Genomic DNA, 17,417 nt, shown 5'->3' on the forward strand with positions numbered 1-17,417 from the left:
TCGAGACAGGTCGCAAAGCCCCTGGAAACCAATAGGTACTCTGCAGGACCAAGTGTCTTGCAGGTGCGGCCGTGCCCACAACGCCGTGAATGCGGGGGCTCTCTGCAACAGAATGTTTCTCGAAACCGGCCCTGCACCGCGCGCTGCGGCACGACGCCCGCCCCATGTCCCGCCCCGCACCACGCGGCTGGAGATCGGCGGGTATTCACATGGGCGGCGTGGAGGAATTCACGTCGTTTTTCATTTCTGGCCGCCAAGCGTGGAATAGTGCACGGCTTGCGTGTACCCTGTTTTGGTCGGGAGGAAATTCCAGAATCATGAAAATATCTTGATGGCGATATTGCGCTCGCTGGACCCGGTGGAAAGGAGAAGTGACACGCGTTGAACGGCAGAACCCAGTGGATCGATTGGGCCAAAACCATCGGTATTTGGCTCGTCGTGTTCGGACATATCCCCGGCAATCATCTGGCTGTGTCGGAATTCATTTATGCATTCCACATGCCCTTGTTCTTTTTTATTTCGGGCTATCTGGCGAAGTCCCGGTCGGTCGTGGAAACAGCGAGGTCGGGTGTCGTGCGACTCCTGATTCCCTACGCGATGTTCTATGTGCTGACCTGGCTGTGGTGGTACTTTTTCGGATTTCTTCGGCATCCCGAGTGGTTCAGCCATCTGCCGGCCTTCCAGGCGGCGCTGGTGCAACCACTGTTCGGCATGCTGTTCGGCGCCGGTTATGGGACCAGCCTGTCCAACATGATCAATGTGCCGCTCTGGTTCCTGGTCGGACTGTTCAACGTGAGTGTGGCGTTCTCGGTGGTGGATGCCCTGAAATCCTGGCCGATGAAATTCATGTGCGCCGCGCTGCTGTCAGGCATTCCCTATGTGCTGACCAGCCGAGGCATCGATCTGCTGTTTTCACTGGACAGCGCGCTGATGGCGCTCCCGTTCTATGTCGGGGGGAAATACGCCGCTGAAGCTGGTCTGGTCGAACGTTGCGCGCCCGCCTGGGCGGACAAGAAGACAGAAGGGTATCTCCGCCCCCTGGTCATCGCACTGTCATTTGCCGCGGTCGGTCTGGTCGCGGCGGCAAATGGCCGGGTGGACATCAACCACGTCAGCTATGGAAAACATCCCCTGCTGTTCTACTTCGGTGGCCTGGCCGGCATTGTTCTGGTCTGGGCCGTGTCGGAGTGCTGTGCCCGATGGATATACGGGCCGACCGTGTTCACGATTTCTCGCGGGGCCATCGTCATACTGGCCCTGCATGCCATCGTGACCAGCCTCTTCCTCGCGTTGCTGCGCACGCTCGGTGTTGACCAGGGCCTGCTGCTGAATGCGGCCATTTCCGCGGCCGTGGTGATCATCTGTGTGCCGGTCATCGAGTTTGTCGAGTCGGAGGCACCCAGGCTGATGGGCAACCGAAAAGCGGCGCCTGGCTGACGCTGCACCGGGGTCAGCGACTGAATACCGGCCGCAGCGCGGCAGGCCGACGCCACACAGGGGCTGGCGTCGGCGGCGGGGGGCGGAACCAGATGCTCTTGGGGCGGCCTGTGGCGGTGCGGCTGTACACGCTGTCGCCGTGGGCCTCCTGCTTGTGGGCGAGCAGCAGTGTGGAAAACACCTTGCGCTGGCACAGGCTGCAGGTGATCGAACGATTGCCGATCATGCCGGGGGCGACTGGCGGCGTCTTGGCCAGTTTGCGGCGCACAGGCGCTGCGGCCGCAGTCGGAGTTTCACCCCCGCATTCCAGGGGGTCGAGATGGCTTGACATGCATTTATTTTTGTAATGGACATGGATTATTTTTCATGTCCGGGGCCAGTCGTAACTAAATATTGCCGTCTGTCAAGGCAATATTGTGTCTGTCCCCGATCCTAGCGCCCCCGAATCAAGGGTATGAACCGCCCCAAATGGCTAATCTGATAAATCCGGCAACTGTTGGCAAACTGCGGTACCGCAGAGGACTCAGCCCGTGTGCGATTTCACCCACTGCACGATCTGCGCGGCACCCATTGCCCCACTCTGGCGCGCGATTTCCCGGCCACCGCGCAGCAGCACCATCGTCGGAATGCTGCGGATGGCGAACTGGCTGGACGCTGCGGGGCTGTCGTCGCTGTTGACCTTGGCGAAGACCGCGCGGCCCTTGAGTTGCGCCGACGCGGCCTGGAACTGCGGCGCCATCTGGCGGCACGGGCCGCACCACGGTGCCCAGAAGTCGACCACGACCGGCAGTTCGGTCCTGCCCGCGATGGTGGCGAGGGTCTGGTCGTTCAGCTCGACCGGCTGCCCGTCGAGCACGGGCTTGCCGCAGCGGCCGCAGGTGGGGTCGTCGTGCAGGCGTGTCTCCGGGACGCGGTTGACGGCCAGGCAGTGGGGGCAGGCGATGTGCATGGTGGGGCCTCGAACATACAGTGGATGGTATGCCGGGCAGATGGTGGGTCAGGCCTGCGCTTTCAAGGCTCAGTCGTGCACAGGCGCGAACATCGGCGCGGGTGGCGCGCGTCGAATTCCACCGCCACCCACCGTGGCAGGCGTGTGGTTGGTGACCACTTGCAGGTGCGCGGTCATGGCCTGCAGCGCCGATGCGCGCAGGCTGGACGCCGCCGTGTGCGTCTGCAACTCGCCGTAGAACACCAGGTTGCCCGCGGCACAGTCGGTGATGCAGGCACCGAAGTCCTGCAGTGCGCGCGCCAGCGAGGTTTCCGGGCCGGGGTGCAGGCCGAGCGAGCGCAGGTCGAGTTCGGGTGGCAGCGCCAGCAGGCTGCCCATGTGGAGATTGCCTTGTATGCCGTAGCGCCGTCCGTCGCCGTCATCGGCCGAGGAGGCTGGCCAGACCCACGCGCGCCCGTCCGGCCCGACGCGGTTGAGGGCCTGCGGCTGCACGGCAATGGCCAGTGCGTGCGGGATGCCGTGTTCGAGTTCACCGCTGCGGATCAGCCCGCCCAGCGCGGAGCCGCCGTAGGCGCGCGCGCCGTGCCAAGAGGGGTACACGCCAGCACCGGTCAGGCTGTTGACCACCACGACCGTCGCCACGATGCGGTCCGGTCCGACCCGTTCGGCTTTCCACAGTTCGGTGACCGTGCGCCGTGTCGCGTCGATCAAGTGGAGCGCGCCATCTGCCATTGGATCGGGCCGCGCCTGCCGCGGTACGCGCACGCGGTGGACGGGTTCCGCCTGCCCGCGTCGGTAGACCAAGACGGTGGGATCGTCGGCTTGGGCGATGAAGACCGGGTGGCTCCACTGCAGGGTGTTGACCGTGGCGCCGCGGCCGGGATCGAAGCGTGGGCTGCGGATCGGGGCGAAGCGTGCGCCATCGCCCAGTGCGGTGTTCCAGGGGCTGTCCGAGGCGAACGGCCACTGCGCCGGGTCGCGCGCCGGGTGCCTGGCGCCGGACAGGCCCGACAGCGGGTGGAGGCACCCGCCGAGCACCACCGCGCCGGATGCGGTCAGCAGTGCGCGGCGTGCGGTCACAGCGGCAGTTCGGTATAGAAGCGCCCGCCGTGGAAGATCAGCGGCGAGGCATCGGCCCGGTAGCGGCATTGCTCGACCTCGCCGACGAAGATGACGTGGTCGCCTTCCTCATAGCGGCTGCGGTTGTGGCATTCGAGCACGGCCGCGGCGCCTTCGATCAGCGGCACGCCGCCCGTGCCCTCGCGCCAGTCGAGATCGGCGAAGCGGTCTGCGCCGCGGGTGGCGAAACGCTCGGCCAGGGCGCGTTGTTCGGCGGCGAGGATGTGGATGGCGTAGTGCGAGCCGTTGGCGAAGGCCGCCATCGAGCCGGCTTGCAGCGACAGGCTCCACAGCACCAGCGGCGGCGACATCGACACCGAGTTGAAGGAGTTGGCGGTCAGCCCCACCGGCGAGCCGTCGGCGGCGCGGGCGGTGACGATGGTGACACCGGTGGCGAAGAGGCCGAGCGCCGAGCGGAAATCCTGCCGGGTGAAGGGTGAGGCTTGCATGGCGCGGATTGTCCGCGATTACCCGCATGGCCGTGGCCGGCCCCCAGGAGGCCCGGCTTCTAGAATCCGCCCATGGTCCAACCCGCTCCTACCGCTGCCGCTGCACCCCGTCCCCCTGTGCGCCCCCCCGGCGCCGCCGCGACTGCCCAGTGGCTGATGCGCTGGTGGCGGCTGCTGGCGGTGCTGGTGCTGGGCTTCGCGTCGGGGCTGCCGCTGGCCCTGACCGGGCAGGCGATGCAGGCCTGGCTCAGCCTGGAGGGGGTGGACGTGGCGACGATCGGCTTCCTGAGCCTGGTCGGGCTGCCGTACACCTTCAAGTTCCTGTGGGCGCCGCTGATGGACCGCTTCGATCCGCCCTTCCTCGGGCGGCGGCGCGGCTGGCTGGTGCTGACGCAACTGGCACTGGCGGGGGCGCTGCTGCTGATGGCGGACACCTCGCCGAAACACTCGATGCAGATGTTCGCGCTGCTGGCGGTGGCGGTGGCCTTCCTGTCGGCGTCGCAGGATGTCGTGATCGATGCCTACCGGACCGATGTATTGCCCGCTGCTGAGCGCGGAATGGGCTCCTCGCTGTCGGTGCTGGGCTATCGGCTGGCGATGATCCTGTCGGGCGGGGTGGCGCTGATCTGGACGGACCCGGCCAATGTGGCGGCCGGCGCGGCGGTGGGCAGTGGCGCGGGCTGGACCTGGCCGGAGGTGTACCGGCTGATGGCGGCGCTGATGGTCGGCGCCGCGGTGGTGTCGGCGCTGGCGATGCCGCGGCTGAAGGTCACCGTGCGGCCGGAGAGCGTGGCGCGCAATGACCTGGTCGGCTTTGTCGCGGTGCTGGCGGCGGTCGCGGTCGGGTATGTGCTGACGGACCAGGTGCTCGGGAAGCTGGCCGGCGCGCTGCTGCAGCCCTTGCTGGAGTTCACCACGCTGCCGGCGCCGCTGCGCCAGCGCTGGGTCGATCTGCTGGGCCTCGTGCTGGGCATCGGCGTGACCTTGCCGCTGGCGGCCTGGGCGGCGCACAAGGCTCGCTTCGACACGCTGCTGGGCGGGCTGCAGAGCTATTTCAGCCAGCCGGGAGCGTGGGCCTTCCTGGGCTTCATCGTGCTGTACAAGCTGGGCGATGCCTTCGCCGGTTCACTGATGACGCCGTTCCTGCTGAAGGCGATGGCCTACGGGTCGGCCGAGGTTGGCGTGGTCAACAAGGTGATCGGGCTGTGGCTGACGATCGGCGGGGCGCTGCTGGGCGGGGCGCTGATGCTGCGGCTGGGGCTGTGGCGCTCGCTGCTGCTGTTCGGTGTGCTGCAGATGGCCAGCAACCTGGGCTTCTGGTGGCTGGCGGTCAATGGCAAGGGCGCCCTGCCGGGGCTGGTGGTGCCGGCCTTCGACTGGGGTTTCCTGCATCTGGCGCAGGCCACCCCGGTGGACGGCGGCCTGCTGATGGTGATCGCCTTCGAGAACCTGTCCGGTGGCATGGGCACGGCGGCGTTCGTCGCCTTCCTGATGAGCCTGACCAGCCAGCGCTTCTCGGCCACGCAGTACGCACTGCTGTCGGCCTTTGCGTCGGTCGGGCGGGTCTGGGTCGGGCCGCTGGCTGGGGTGCTGGCGGAGTCGATCGGCTGGCCGACCTTCTTCCTCGTGTCCACGGTCGCGGCGCTGCCGGCGTTGTGGATGCTCTGGGGCTTGCGCGAGACGGTGCAGGCGCTGGAGGTCGATCCGGCCACCGTCGCGCGCGACGACTGACGCCCGTCGGGCACCTGTTCAATTTGGAGATTCAGCACCATGCGCCAGGATCTGGAATCGGATCTCGTCGAAGACGCCACCATCACCACCCGCATCGACCGCCACGGGCAAGGTTGCGGCTGTGCCTTGCATGGTCGGCGCCTGTTCACTGGCCTGCTGGCAGGGGCTGCCGCGACGGCGGCGCTGCCGGTGCTGGCCCGCGAGGGGGTGGAGGTCGGGGGCAACTCGAAGTTCACCAAGCTGGTGTCGGCCGAGGAGATCGAGGCCGCCGCCCAGCAGCAGTACCTGCAGCTTCGCCAGGAAGCCAGCGGCAAAGGCGCACTCGCCCCCGCCGGCCACCCGCAGCAGCAGCGCCTGCAGTTCATCGCCGACCGCCTGATTCCCCACACCCTGGAGTGGAACGCCCGTGCGAAGGGCTGGAAATGGGAGGTCAGCCTGATCGGGTCCAAGGAGCTGAATGCCTTCTGCATGCCGGGCGGCAAGATCGCGTTCTACCTTGGCATCCTGCAGACGCTGCAGCTCACCGACGAGGAAGTGGCGATGATCATGGGCCACGAGATGGCCCACGCCCTGCGCGAACACGCCCGCGAGCGCATCGGCAAGCAAACCGCCACCCGGGTCGGCGCCAATCTGTTGAGTTCGTTGCTCGGCCTGGGAGGGCTGGGGGATGCCGCGCTGGGCCTCGGCAGCCAGCTGCTGACGCTGAAGTTCGGTCGCCAGGACGAGTCGGAGGCGGATCTGGTGGGCATGGAACTGGCGGCACGGGCCGGATACAACCCGCGCGCCGGGGTGACGCTGTGGCAGAAGATGGCCGAGGCCAGCAAGGGCGCGCCGCCGCAGTTCCTCTCGACCCACCCGTCCAGCAGCACCCGCATCCAGGAGATCGAGGCCAGTCTGCCCAAGGTCACGCCGCTTTTTGCCCGCGCAGCACGACCGCCTCGCCAGTTCGGCCCGCCGGCGCTGCGTGGCAACGGCGGCTGAGCCGGCTCACCAGCGGTTGGGCAGCGGCTTGAGCAGGTGCAGGCTGCGGCCTACGGTGGCCGTGTAGCCACCGCGCTCCAGATCCTTGAGCAGGCGGCTGACCATCTCGCGCGAGCAGCCGATGCGGCTGGCGATCTCGGCATGGGTGAGGCGGCTGATCAGGCGGCGCGTGCCGTCGTCCTGTGCCACGGCCAGATCGTCGAGCAGCGCGACCAGACGGCCGTAGCTGTCCATCAGCGCCATGTTGCGCGCGTCCCGGGTGGCCGTGCGGGCCCGGGTGATGACCTTGGCCAGCAGCTCGAAGGCAAACTCCGGGTACTGCGCGATGTGTTCCAGCAGCGTCGGGCGGGTGATGACGACACAGGTCGTCGGCTCCATCGTCACCACGCTGGCGGCACGCGGGCCGCCGTCCAGGCTCATCTCGCCGACGAACTCGCCGCTGCCGTAGAGCCCGAAGGTGATCTCGCGGTCGTTCGGACCGAGCGAGAAGACCTTGATCCGGCCCGAGAGCACGATGTAGAGCGTGTCACCGAACTCGCCCTCCTGGATCAGGATGACGCCCTTGCGGTAGCGGCGCGGCACCGCCCGCCGCGCCAGGGCGTTCAGGGCGGGGGACAACCTCAGCTCATCCAAGGTCGTTTCCGAAGCGTTGCTGGTACGTGTTGTTCTGGGCATCGTCCTTCACGATAGGACAAGCCTGAACCATCCGCAAGCGTGATAAGCATGTCTCTGCAGCGTCGCTCAATGGGCGGCCTCATGGCCGAGCACCGAGACGATCGGCGGCAGCATCGCCACCTGCCGCACCAGCTCGCGGATGCTGGCCGCCTGGGTCTTCTGGCGCACGCTGGCGATCTGGGTGCGCACGGTCGACACCGCCACACCGAACTTGCGCGCGATGGCGCTGGGTTCGTCGCCGCCGCACAGTGCGGTCAGCACCATGCCTTCCGCATGGGTGAGGCTGTGGACGCGGGCGAAGTGCTCGACGCTCAGGGCCTCGCAGACCTGCTGCTTGCCGAACACCAGCAGGACCGCATCCCCTCCGCGTATGCCGAGCGGGCTGCTCAGCGGCACGACCGCCACGGTCTCGGCATGCGGCGCTTCTCCGAGTTTCAGCAGGCAGCGACGCCCGCCGGCCGCTTGTGTCAGCGCGCGCTGCAGCACGGGCTCGTCGGCGCTGCTCCGCGCGTGCAGCTGGCCGTCCTGCAGCCGGCAGCTGCCGTGGGCTGAGGTGCAGTGCTGGTGGCCCATCTGGTTGGCCTGCACCAGGTGGCCGGTGGTGTCGAGGAGCAGCATGCCGTAGTCCAGCGCGTCCAGCGCTCCGGTCAGCATCTGCATCAGCCACAGCGCACCATGCGCTGGCAGCTGGGCCGCCGCGTCGGTGCCGGGTCGGTCGAGGCGCTCACGGACCGGGGAAGAGGAAACGTTCAGCATGGCGATGACTCCTGATCGGCCCTGCGAATCCCCCCGAACCCGACAGCGACGACCCCGCTACGTTATCGCGCTGTCACGCTCCGAAAGTCCAGTTTTTGCACCCGAAATGCGTGATGTATTGCCTCTCGGCTGGTTACGCGCATTACCGACCGCCATGCTGCGGTGCAGCGCGCTCCGTGCCAAGGCCGGTCAGGTGCCCCCGACATACTGGTTCGTGAGCCGCTCCTCGCCGAAGCTGCTCTCCGGGCCGTGGCCGGGGATGAAGACGGTGTCGTCGCCCATGGGCCACAGGCGCTGGGTGATGGAGTCGATCAGCGTCTGGTGGTGGCCGCCGGGGAAGTCGGTGCGGCCGATGCTGCCGGCAAACAGCACGTCGCCGACGAAGGCGCGCTGGATCTCCGGGCTGTGGAAGACGACATGGCCGGGCGTATGGCCGGGGCAGTGGCGCACGTTGAGCGTGTGGGCGCCCAGCGTCACGGTGTCGCCGTCCTGCAGCCAGCGTGTCGGCGTGAACGGCTCGGCAGGCGGGAAGCCGAACATGCGGCTCTGCTGCGCGAGGCCGTCGATCCAGAACTGGTCGCCGGGGTGGGGGCCGATGATGGGCAGGTTTTGTTCGCGGGCGAGCTGGCCGGTGCCGCCGGCGTGGTCGATGTGGGCGTGGGTGAGCCAGATCTGTTCGAGCTTCAGGCCGCGGCGCGCGACCTCGGCGAGCAGGGCTGGCAGGTCGCCGCCGGGATCGATGACGGCGGCCTGCATCGTCTGGTCATCCCAGACGAGGGAGCAGTTCTGGGCGAAGGCGGTGACGGGGTGGGTGTGGTAGCGCAGCATGGGCGGGATTGTCCATGGTGGCGCCAGAATTTCCGTGTCGCCGGGAACCGAGTCCGGTCTGCGCGGCACCAACCCGGCGACTGCCTGTCCCGCCCACTGCCTGCTTCCGGATTTTCTGGAGATTCCCATGCCGAACCCACCCGCCTCTCGCCGCATGCTGCTGAAGCACGGCGCCGGTTTGATGGTTGCCACGTCCGCGTCGATCTGGCCCATGCCGGCCCTGGCCCGTGACAAGGTGCTGCGCCCCACGCCGTCGCAGACCGAAGGGCCGTTCTACCCCGTGACCCTGCCGGCCGACAGCGACTTCGACCTGCTGCGCAACGGCCGCGCCGTCTACACCCCCGGCCAGGTCGCCTGGGTGAGTGGCACCGTGACCGACACGCAGGGCAAACCGCTGGCCGGCGGTGTGGTGGAGATCTGGCAGTGCGACGAAGCCGGCCACTACCACCACCCCGGCGACGGCAATCTGGCGGACGCGGCCTTTCAGGGCTTCGGCCAGGTCACGCTGGTCCGGGACGGCCGCTTCCGCTTTCGCACCCTGAAGCCTGCGCCCTACACCGGACGCACGCCGCACATCCACGTCAAGGTCAAGCTCGGCACGCAGGAACTCCTGACCACGCAGTTCTATGTGCAGGGCGACCCCGGCAACGCGCGCGACGGGCTCTGGCGCCGCCTGGGGGAAGACGGCCAGGCCGCACTGACCCGGCCGTTCGTGCCGGGAACGGACGGCTTCCGGGCGGACTACGCGGTGGTGGTCCGCGCCTGACGCCGCGGCGCCGAGAAGGTAGGCTCGCCGACATGGATTCACTCACGCAAATCGCGCTTGGCTCGGCCGTGGCCGTCGGGGTCATGGGCCGGCACACCGCCGCGCGCAAGGCGGCGGCCTGGGGCGCCGTGGCCGGCACGCTGCCCGACCTGGACGCGCTGCTCGACCACGGTGACGCACTGCTCAACATGGTGCTGCACCGGGCCGAGAGCCACGCGCTGCTCTACCTCACGCTGCTGGCGCCCCTGCTGGCCTGGGCGGTGTCGCGGCTGCATGGCGAAGCGGCGCTGTTCCGGCGCTGGTGGCTGGCGCTGTGGCTGGTGCTGATCACACATCCGCTGCTGGACACGATGACCGTCTACGGCACGCAGCTGCTGCTGCCCTTCACCCGCCACCCGTTCGGCGTGGGCAGCGTGTTCATCATCGATCCGGCCTACACCCTGCCGCTGATCGCTGGCGTGGTCGCCGCGCTGCGGATGCGCGACGGTGCGCGGGGCCTGCGCTGGAACACGGCGGGGTTGGTGCTGTCCACCGCCTACCTGGGCTGGAGCGTGTTCGCGCAAGCCCAGGTGATGCAGGTGGCCCGCGCCTCGCTGCAGGCGCAGGGCGTGGCGGCCCAGCGCCTGCTGGTCACCCCGTTGCCGCTGCAGACCCTGCTGTGGCGCGTGGTCGCGCTGCCGGACGACCCGGCGGACCCGCAGTTCCGCGAGGCCGTCGTGTCGGTCTTCGACGGCCCGCGTCCGGTGGACTGGGCGCAGCACGACCGCGGCGCCGGCTTGATGGCACAGCACGGGCAGGCCGCCCCGGTGGCACAGCTGACCCGCTTCGCGCACGGTTTCGTGAAGCTCGCGGCCACCCCCGACGGGCAACTGCGCATCACCGACCTGCGCATGGGCCAGGAGCCCGTCTACGTCTTCAATTTCGACCTCGGGCCGCTCGATGCGGTCGGCAGCGTACCGGCCACGCAGGTCAGCGCCCGCCCGGCCATCGGCCCGACGCTGCGCTGGATGTGGCAGCGCCTGCCCAGCCCGTAGACTGCCCGCCCTGAGACCCTGTCTGGAGAATGTCGCTTGAAACTGAAAATGGCCGAGAAGTCGCTGTTCGCGATCCTGCTGCGATCCCCCTGGTGGATCAGCCTGGCGATCGGGGCCGTCATCGGGCTGGTGGCCGCCGCTGCGCTGCCGCCGGATTTCCGCGTCGCGGGGGCCGTGTCGGGCTTTCCGTTCTTTGTCATCAGCGTCATGGCCGCGCGCCGTCAATGGGGGCAGCCCAGCGCAGCCCAGGTGGCCCGAACGCTGGAGGCGGTGAGCGCGATGCCGTGGCCCGCCTTTGCCCGCGCCCTGGAAACCGCGTTCCAGCGCGACGGCTACCAGGTGCAGCGCGGCACAGCCCCAGGTGTCGACTTCGTGCTGGAGCGCCAGGGCCGCACCACGCTGGTCAGCGCACGCCGCTGGAAAGCCGCGCGCATCGGGCTGGAGCCGCTGCGTGAGCTGCAGGCGGCGCGTGTGGCGGCTGATGCGCAGGACGCGCTGTGCATCGCTCTGGGCGAGTTCACCGACAACACCCGTCCTTTTGTGCGCGAGCACGGCATCACCTTGTGGCAATCGGCCGAGCTGGCGAAGACCCTGCAGAGGATCCCGCTGAACGCCTGAGCCCTTGAACCCTTCCCTGGAGCCCCACCATGCGCCTGAACCTGTTCCTCCCGGTGGTCCTGATGACCGCCAGCCTGGCCAGCACCCCTGGCTTCGCGCAAGCCCCCGCCGCGCCGGCTGGAACCGCCGTGGTGGTGCGCGGTCTGACGGACCCGTGGGCGATGGCCTTCCTGCCGGACGGGCGGATGCTCATCACCGAAAAGGCCGGACAGCTCCGCATCGCCACCCCGGACGGCCGCCTGTCGCCACCGCTGGCCGGCCTGCCCGCGGTGGCGGCGACCGGGCAGTGCGGCTTGCTGGATGTCGTGCTCGATCCGCAGTTCAGCGAGAACCGCCGCCTGTTCTTCACCTTCGCCGAACCCGGCCCCGGCGGTAACAGCACGGCTGTGGGCAGCGCGCGCCTGGTGGACGACCAGTTGCGCGAGGTGCGCACCCTGTTCAGCCAGCGGCCCAAGGTGAACAGCGGCCACCACTGCGGCGCGCGCATCGTGTTCGATCGCCAGGGCCACCTGCTGGTGGGGCTGGGCGACCGCTTCAGTGCCAAGGACGAGGCGCAGAACCCGGCCAACCACCTCGGCAAGGTGGTGCGGCTCACCACGGACGGCCGTGTGCCGGCGGACAACCCCTTCGTGGCGCGCCCTGGTGCGGCGCCGGAGGTGTTCAGCCTCGGCCACCGCAACATCCAGGGCGCGGCGCTGCACCCGGTGACGGGCGAGCTGTGGGCCAGCGAACACGGGCCGCAAGGGGGCGACGAAATCAACGTGGTCGAGGCCGGACGCAACTACGGCTGGCCGCTGGTGACCTACGGCCGCAACTACGTCATCGGCACGCGCATCGGCGAAACCGGGCCGAAAGCCGGCTTCGAGCCGCCGCTGCACCACTGGGTGCCGACCTCGATCGCCCCCAGCGGCATGGCCTTCCTGAGCAGCGACCGCTACCAGACCCGCTCCCCCGACTGGAAGGGCAGCCTCTTCATCGGCGCCCTGCGCGGCCAGGCGCTGGTGCGGTTGACGCTGGACGGCCGGCGCATCACCGCCGAGCAGCGCCTGCTGGAAGGCCAGGCCCGCATCCGCGATGTGCGGCAGGGGCCGGATGGCTGGCTGTACCTGCTGACGGATGGGGCGGGCGGGCAGGTGCTGCGGGTGTTGCCTTGAGCGGGCGCGGTCTGAGGAGGCTGGCCGCTACAGCAGCACCACCTCGTCACTGAAGCGATCCTGCACCCGCTGCCCGTTGCACAGCACGGAGTAGATCCGGGCGTTCAGCCGCGCCTTGCGGGCGTGCAGCGTTGTGGTGAAGGCGTCGCTCGGTTGGCAGTCGCCGTCGGAGAGCATGAGCACGTCGGCCTTGAGGTAGGCGGGCTGCTGCTCGATGAGGTCCATCGCGTGCTGGAGCGGCGTCTCGAAATCGGTGCCGCCGCCGAAGCCCTGGCGCAGGAAGGCGAGCAGGCCGGCGGCGTCGTGGTGGTCGGTGGTGCCGTCCATCGTGAAGGTGCGGGTCTGGCCGCTGGCGCCGAACAGGATGACGTGCAGCGAGCGGTTTTCCGGCTTGAGGATGCCGGCCACGGCCAGCAGCAGCGCCTTGGCCTTGAGCAGCGGCTCGCCCTGCATGCTGCCGGAGGTGTCGAGGCAGGCGACCACGGGGCCGGTGCGTTGCTGGCGCGACTCGGTGGTTTCGCCGTTGATGAGGGTGCTGCCGCTGAGTTCATAGGTCAGCAGGTTGTTTTCCAGCAGTCGGGCGTAGAACAGCGTCTCCAGCGTCTCGTCTTCGAAGTTGAGCAGCTCGCTGGGCAGCAGGCGCATCAGGTCGTTGCTGCGGTGCGTGCCGTGGACTTCGCTGCGGCTGGCCTGGGGGATGCGGGTCTGGCGCTTGATTTCTTCGGCGATGTGCTGGCGGCCCAGCTTGCGCACCAGCTCGCGGATCTGGGGGTTCTGGCGGATCTGCTGGGCGAGGGCGGTGAAATCCTCGGCGCCGGTGCGCAGGTCTTCATATGAAAACCCCGCGTCCGGGCAGGCGGCCAGCAGTGCCTTGGCTTTTTCGGCGAGGTCGCTGATGTCGGTCAGGGTCTGGCGGTAGGTTCTCAGGCGCTGGCGGATGACCGGTGGGAGATTCTCGTCGTCGATTTCCGCTTCGTATGCTTGGGCTTCGGCGAGTTGCTGGCGCAGGTGGGCGAGGTTGCCGGGGGTGAGGGGCAGGCGGCGGAATTGCTGGTCGAGGGCGTTCCAGTCGGGTTCGGGGTCTTCCTTGTCATCTGTGGCGCGGGCCTCGTCATTTTCCCAGTCCCACAGGCGCCATTTGGTCGCGCCGAGTTTTCTTTTGGCGGAGGCCTTGAGGATTGCCATGGTGGGCTCCCACGTGTCGTCTGGGAACAGGGGCAGGACGCTGTCCAGCAGCGACCGGTCGTCGTCTTCTTCTTGTTGGGTGTGGTCGAGGTGGTTGACGCATTTGGTCGAGAACTCATGGCAGTTCTTGACCACGAGGCCGTAGAACGCGCGTTCGCCCAGGTGGCTGGCGGCGCGTTCGGCCACGGTGTCATGGCCGACGGGGCCGTCGCGGTCGCAGGAGACGTAGATCTTGCGGCCCCATTTGCTCTTGGTGGTGAAGTCCCAGGCGTCGCTGAGGCAGACGGTGCTTTCCGCGAAGCCGTCCACGACGATGTTGGACATCTTGCCGTCTTGGACATGAATCCCGGAATGCTCGACCGCCAGCCACAGGTCGCAATACACCACGCTGCCGGGGACGGGGGTCACCTTGTCGCGGAAGGTGCTGTCGATGAAGTATTTGATCGGCTTGAAGGCGAGTTTGCTGAGCAGGGCGGAGGCAAGGGACAGCGGGTTGAACATGGCTGGCTGGCGCTGCGTCAGAGCCAGATGTTGGCTGTGACTTGCTGGGTCAGCAGATCGATGCTCGCTTGTGCATTCTCTGCTGGCTGATCGGCGGCGAACCTGTCCGCTGAGGGCGGCAGGTTATCCGCACCCACATGGCGCAAGGCCGGCTGATCATTCTGGTCATCCCAAATCCAAATGTTCTCGAAATCCCAGCCTAGGGTTGTCTCGAATAATCGTTGCTTGAAGCGGGTGGCGGCTATTATTTCTGCTTTTTGTCTATTCATTTTTATTTTTAGGCTATCAATTACAATATTGCGATTATTCTGAATGGTATCTGTGAATCCCACGCCAATTGGATCTACCAAGTAGTCATCATGGGAAAAATAACCCACTGCACAACTTGTGATCGAGCTTTTACTTGAGTTATTCACTAGGCCGTCGTATCCGCGCAGATCAACATTGATTCTTTTTCCAGCCACGAAGCAGCGATTTATTATAGAGTTGTTTGCCTTGCTTGTGATTACCCCTGTGCTACCGATTTTTATTACATCAAAAAAAACCAAACAATCTTCGATTGTGGATGAATTAATACCGCCAACTACAAATATGTGGCCTGATTGACAATTGCTGATTTTGCAGTCATTTATGCTGCCCGCGATTAGGTTTTCCGTTGATTTGCAATGGGCTATTCTGCAGTTGACTGCGTTTTCGGCAAGTGCTTGCCCTGCAAAGCAAGAAATGAACTCGCAATCATTGGCATGATTCGTGATTCTTAGATTTGTTTTGCAACCAAAAAATAAACACTGATTGCTTATGGCTGTCGCCAGCGAAAGATTGTTGATGTACAGCTTGGTGAAATGACTGGCCTCAACGGAATTGAAAATAAATTTAACGGTGACGGAATTGGAAAGCCAGTGGATTAAGTGGTTATTCTCGTCAGTGATGGTCCGACTATTCCCATCGTAATAACCCTTGAAATTAATCACCGGCCAAGTGCTGATCCCGCTGATGTCAATGTCAGCGGTCTGCCGGAAGTGATAGCCCTTCTGCCCCACCTCCGGCCGAGTCAAGTCCAGCAGATCGTCCACCGTCTGGATCAGCAACGGATCATCGGCCGTGCCGCTCCCCGAATAGCCCTTGACCACCGCACCGGTCTTCTTCGCGCCGCCGCCGCTGCTGACCAATGACGTGGTGGACCTGACCGCCAGTGCAGCCGAGGACTTGACCGGCACCAAGGTCTTGCCATCGCCCCCCAGTTCATAGGCCGGCGCCAGCGTGTGGCCCGTCTTGCCCGGCCCCGCCAGCCGAGCCAATTCCGCCAACGGCACCTGCCGGCTATGCCGCTGCAAGGTCTTGATGACCAGCGCCTGCACCTTCCCCACGTTGTCCGCGTGATTCCACAGACAATCCTTCAGCAGCATCACGTCCGACAGATCCACCGCCTCCCGCCCGTTCGTCGCCGCCGACACCCGCATCAGGTGGATGACCTTCTTCAGCCGCCGATCCGACAGCCGCTCGCGCCGGTCCTCCTTGAACGCCTCCTTGTGCGCCGCCCAGATGTCCTGCACCGCCTGAATCAACGCCGGCTCGAACACCACCGCCTGCGCCGCCCGGTCCATCTGCGCCAGTTCCGCCACCCCCAGCAGATCCCCCGGCTGCAACGCCGGCGCCGTGGTCGGCTCGAACAGGCGCGACAGGTTGTGCGCCCCCACGTAATCCACGAACACCCGCACCAGAAACCGGTCATACAGCGCCCCGAGTTCCTCCTGATCGGTCGGCAACTCGTTCGACGCCGCGATCAGCGCCCGCAGCGGCACCGGCTGCACCTGCGTCCCGTTGTGATAGACCCGCTCGTTCAGGATCGTCAGCAGCGCATTCAGGATCGACGAGCTGGCCTTGAATATCTCGTCCAGAAACGCCATCCGCACCGTCGGCAGATACCCCTCGGTGTTGCGGTGAAACCGGTCCGCCTTCAGCGCGCTGATCGACAGCGGCCCGAACAGCTCCTCCGGCGTGGAAAACTTGGTCAGCAGGTATTCGAAATAACCCGCCTCGTCGCCGTGCTCACCGCCGCCGGCCAGGCTTTGCGCAATCCGCCGCGCCACCAGACTTTTCCCCGTGCCCGGCGGCCCGACCAGCACCACGTTCTCGCCCGCCAGCGTGGCCAGCAAGGACAGTTTCAGGACATGTTCGCGCTCGACCAGCCCTTGGTTGAGCTGCAGCAGCAGGTGTTGAAGCTTGGTTTTCATGGTGAGTCTCCCCCTGAAGATGAAATTTTTCGATTATTTCATGGCGCGGTACCGCTCACAGCCAGCAGCCCCTGCCCGATCAACTGCTCCACGATCCCGGCCTGCATCCGATCCCGCCGCCGCTTCACTTCCTCGCGGTGCGGCGCCTTGTCCGCCATCCACCGCTTGAATTCGACAAACGCTGCCGGCGCGATGGTGCGCATCAGCGCCATGCGGCCGGTCGCCGAGATCACGAGGTGCTCGAACCGGGGCGCCTGCGTCAGGACCGCCGCACGCATGGCCTGTACCGGCCACAGATCACCTTCATCGTCCGAGAACCGGAACGGGTGCGGATCGTCGCCTTCCGGTTGCCGCCGCAGAAAATCCACCTCGAAGCCGCGTGCATTGATCGCCGTCTCGTTCTGGCCTTCCTTGCGCTCGAAGGTCGGATCGGCCCGCTGCAGCACGCCCAGCACCGACGTGTCCAGCCGCGCCAGATCGGTCATGAACTGCACCCGCTTCCTGGCGTCCCACAGCAGGTCCACGTCCTGCGTCGCCAGCGCCCGCTGCACGATCCGCACCCCGGCTGCCGCCTCGTAGGCATACAGCGCGTGCGTGCCGACCACCGTGAAGTGCGCCCCCAGCCCGGCGTCCTCCAGCGCCTGCAGGATGGCAATGACCGTGGCCGGTACCCGGCCCGCCTTGACGGCCTTGTTCATGCGCTCGGCTTCGGTCAGGGCTTCGCGCAGCGAGGCCAGCCGCGCCTCCAGCGCCTGCTTGCGGCTGGTGAACTCGGCATGGATCTTTTCCGTCTCGGCGGAGCGGCGACCCAGCCGGTTCTGTCGCCGATCGGACAACGATTTGACGAGGTATTCGTACTCGCCCTCGCGCTTCCAGTACAGGCTGCCGCTGTACGGCCGCGCCAGCGCCTTGACCCGCATGAACTCGGTGAAGACCGTGGCCGCGTCGATGCTCTGGCGCGCGGCGTTGTCAGGAAGGGGCAGGTAGTCCATGAAGTTCA

17 protein-coding genes are annotated in these 17,417 nt (G+C 66.6%); 7 read left to right on the forward strand and 10 right to left on the reverse strand.

Annotated features, from left to right (window positions below; genetic code table 11):
* Window positions 1–381: 381 nt before the first annotated feature.
* The gene (locus tag U5O44_RS14335; protein WP_322589131.1) at window positions 382–1,437 is read left to right on the forward strand and encodes an acyltransferase family protein; all 1,056 of its coding nucleotides are present in this window, start codon (window positions 382–384) and stop codon (window positions 1,435–1,437) included.
* Between the two features lie 13 nt (window positions 1,438–1,450).
* On the opposite strand, the gene U5O44_RS14340 is transcribed toward U5O44_RS14335, so the two are convergent.
* The 4 genes from U5O44_RS14340 to U5O44_RS14355 all read right to left on the reverse strand — a co-directional run bounded on the left by U5O44_RS14340 (window position 1,451) and on the right by U5O44_RS14355 (window position 3,954).
* The gene (locus U5O44_RS14340; protein ID WP_322589132.1) at window positions 1,451–1,705 is read right to left on the reverse strand and encodes a hypothetical protein; all 255 of its coding nucleotides are present in this window, start codon (window positions 1,703–1,705) and stop codon (window positions 1,451–1,453) included.
* Window positions 1,706–1,960: 255 nt separating this feature from the next.
* Complete coding sequence (trxC, locus tag U5O44_RS14345; RefSeq protein WP_322589133.1) at window positions 1,961–2,386, reverse strand: thioredoxin TrxC; 426 nt, start codon at window positions 2,384–2,386, stop codon at window positions 1,961–1,963.
* Window positions 2,387–2,455: 69 nt separating this feature from the next.
* Window positions 2,456–3,466, reverse strand: a complete 1,011-nt coding sequence (locus U5O44_RS14350; RefSeq protein WP_322589134.1) for a hypothetical protein — start codon at window positions 3,464–3,466, stop codon at window positions 2,456–2,458.
* Window positions 3,463–3,954, reverse strand: coding sequence for a flavin reductase family protein (locus U5O44_RS14355; RefSeq protein ID WP_322589135.1), 492 nt, complete (start codon window positions 3,952–3,954; stop codon window positions 3,463–3,465). The genes U5O44_RS14350 and U5O44_RS14355 overlap by 4 nt, the downstream gene beginning before the upstream one ends.
* A 117-nt stretch (window positions 3,955–4,071) precedes the next feature.
* Here U5O44_RS14355 and U5O44_RS14360 point away from each other — a divergent pair, with 117 nt between their 5' ends.
* Both U5O44_RS14360 and U5O44_RS14365 read left to right on the forward strand, forming a co-directional pair.
* A complete protein-coding gene (locus tag U5O44_RS14360) occupies window positions 4,072–5,685 on the forward strand; it encodes an AmpG family muropeptide MFS transporter (protein WP_473964709.1) in 1,614 nt (537 codons plus the stop codon).
* Between the two features lie 39 nt (window positions 5,686–5,724).
* Window positions 5,725–6,666 (forward strand): M48 family metallopeptidase, encoded by a 942-nt coding sequence (locus U5O44_RS14365; RefSeq protein WP_322589136.1) that lies wholly within the window; start codon window positions 5,725–5,727, stop codon window positions 6,664–6,666.
* 6 nt (window positions 6,667–6,672) lie between these two features.
* On the opposite strand, the gene U5O44_RS14370 is transcribed toward U5O44_RS14365, so the two are convergent.
* The 3 genes from U5O44_RS14370 to U5O44_RS14380 form a co-directional block, all read right to left on the reverse strand.
* Window positions 6,673–7,284: a Crp/Fnr family transcriptional regulator gene (locus U5O44_RS14370; protein ID WP_322589137.1), complete on the reverse strand. Its 612-nt coding sequence runs from the start codon at window positions 7,282–7,284 to the stop codon at window positions 6,673–6,675.
* 123 nt (window positions 7,285–7,407) lie between these two features.
* Entirely contained in the window at window positions 7,408–8,097 is a 690-nt protein-coding gene (locus tag U5O44_RS14375; RefSeq protein WP_322589138.1) for a helix-turn-helix transcriptional regulator, read from the reverse strand.
* A gap of 189 nt (window positions 8,098–8,286) precedes the next feature.
* Entirely contained in the window at window positions 8,287–8,925 is a 639-nt protein-coding gene (locus U5O44_RS14380) for an MBL fold metallo-hydrolase (protein ID WP_322589139.1), read from the reverse strand.
* Between the two features lie 127 nt (window positions 8,926–9,052).
* Between U5O44_RS14380 and U5O44_RS14385 the strand changes: the two genes are divergently transcribed.
* Genes U5O44_RS14385 through U5O44_RS14400 form a run of 4 tightly spaced genes read left to right on the forward strand, consistent with a single transcriptional unit; the run spans window position 9,053 to window position 12,497 of the window.
* A complete protein-coding gene (locus tag U5O44_RS14385; RefSeq protein WP_416222180.1) occupies window positions 9,053–9,691 on the forward strand; it encodes a dioxygenase family protein in 639 nt (212 codons plus the stop codon).
* A gap of 32 nt (window positions 9,692–9,723) precedes the next feature.
* Window positions 9,724–10,725 (forward strand): metal-dependent hydrolase, encoded by a 1,002-nt coding sequence (locus tag U5O44_RS14390; protein WP_322589140.1) that lies wholly within the window; start codon window positions 9,724–9,726, stop codon window positions 10,723–10,725.
* A gap of 36 nt (window positions 10,726–10,761) precedes the next feature.
* Window positions 10,762–11,343 (forward strand): restriction endonuclease, encoded by a 582-nt coding sequence (locus U5O44_RS14395; protein WP_322589141.1) that lies wholly within the window; start codon window positions 10,762–10,764, stop codon window positions 11,341–11,343.
* A gap of 29 nt (window positions 11,344–11,372) precedes the next feature.
* The gene (locus tag U5O44_RS14400) at window positions 11,373–12,497 is read left to right on the forward strand and encodes a PQQ-dependent sugar dehydrogenase (RefSeq protein ID WP_416222181.1); all 1,125 of its coding nucleotides are present in this window, start codon (window positions 11,373–11,375) and stop codon (window positions 12,495–12,497) included.
* A 27-nt stretch (window positions 12,498–12,524) separates the two neighbouring features.
* Here U5O44_RS14400 and U5O44_RS14405 read toward each other — a convergent pair whose 3' ends face one another.
* From U5O44_RS14405 to U5O44_RS14415, 3 genes are read right to left on the reverse strand one after another with little or no spacing between them, the layout of a single operon-like run.
* On the reverse strand, window positions 12,525–14,183 hold the full coding sequence (locus U5O44_RS14405) for a VWA domain-containing protein (protein WP_322589142.1): 1,659 nt from the start codon (window positions 14,181–14,183) through the stop codon (window positions 12,525–12,527).
* 17 nt (window positions 14,184–14,200) lie between these two features.
* The gene (locus tag U5O44_RS14410; RefSeq protein WP_322589143.1) at window positions 14,201–16,417 is read right to left on the reverse strand and encodes an AAA family ATPase; all 2,217 of its coding nucleotides are present in this window, start codon (window positions 16,415–16,417) and stop codon (window positions 14,201–14,203) included.
* Window positions 16,418–16,455: 38 nt separating this feature from the next.
* Window positions 16,456–17,409 (reverse strand): GSU2403 family nucleotidyltransferase fold protein, encoded by a 954-nt coding sequence (locus U5O44_RS14415; protein ID WP_322589144.1) that lies wholly within the window; start codon window positions 17,407–17,409, stop codon window positions 16,456–16,458.
* Between the last annotated feature and the right edge of the window lie 8 nt (window positions 17,410–17,417).

The organism is Sphaerotilus sp., from assembly GCF_034519685.1.
Lineage (GTDB): Bacteria > Pseudomonadota > Gammaproteobacteria > Burkholderiales > Burkholderiaceae_C > Sphaerotilus.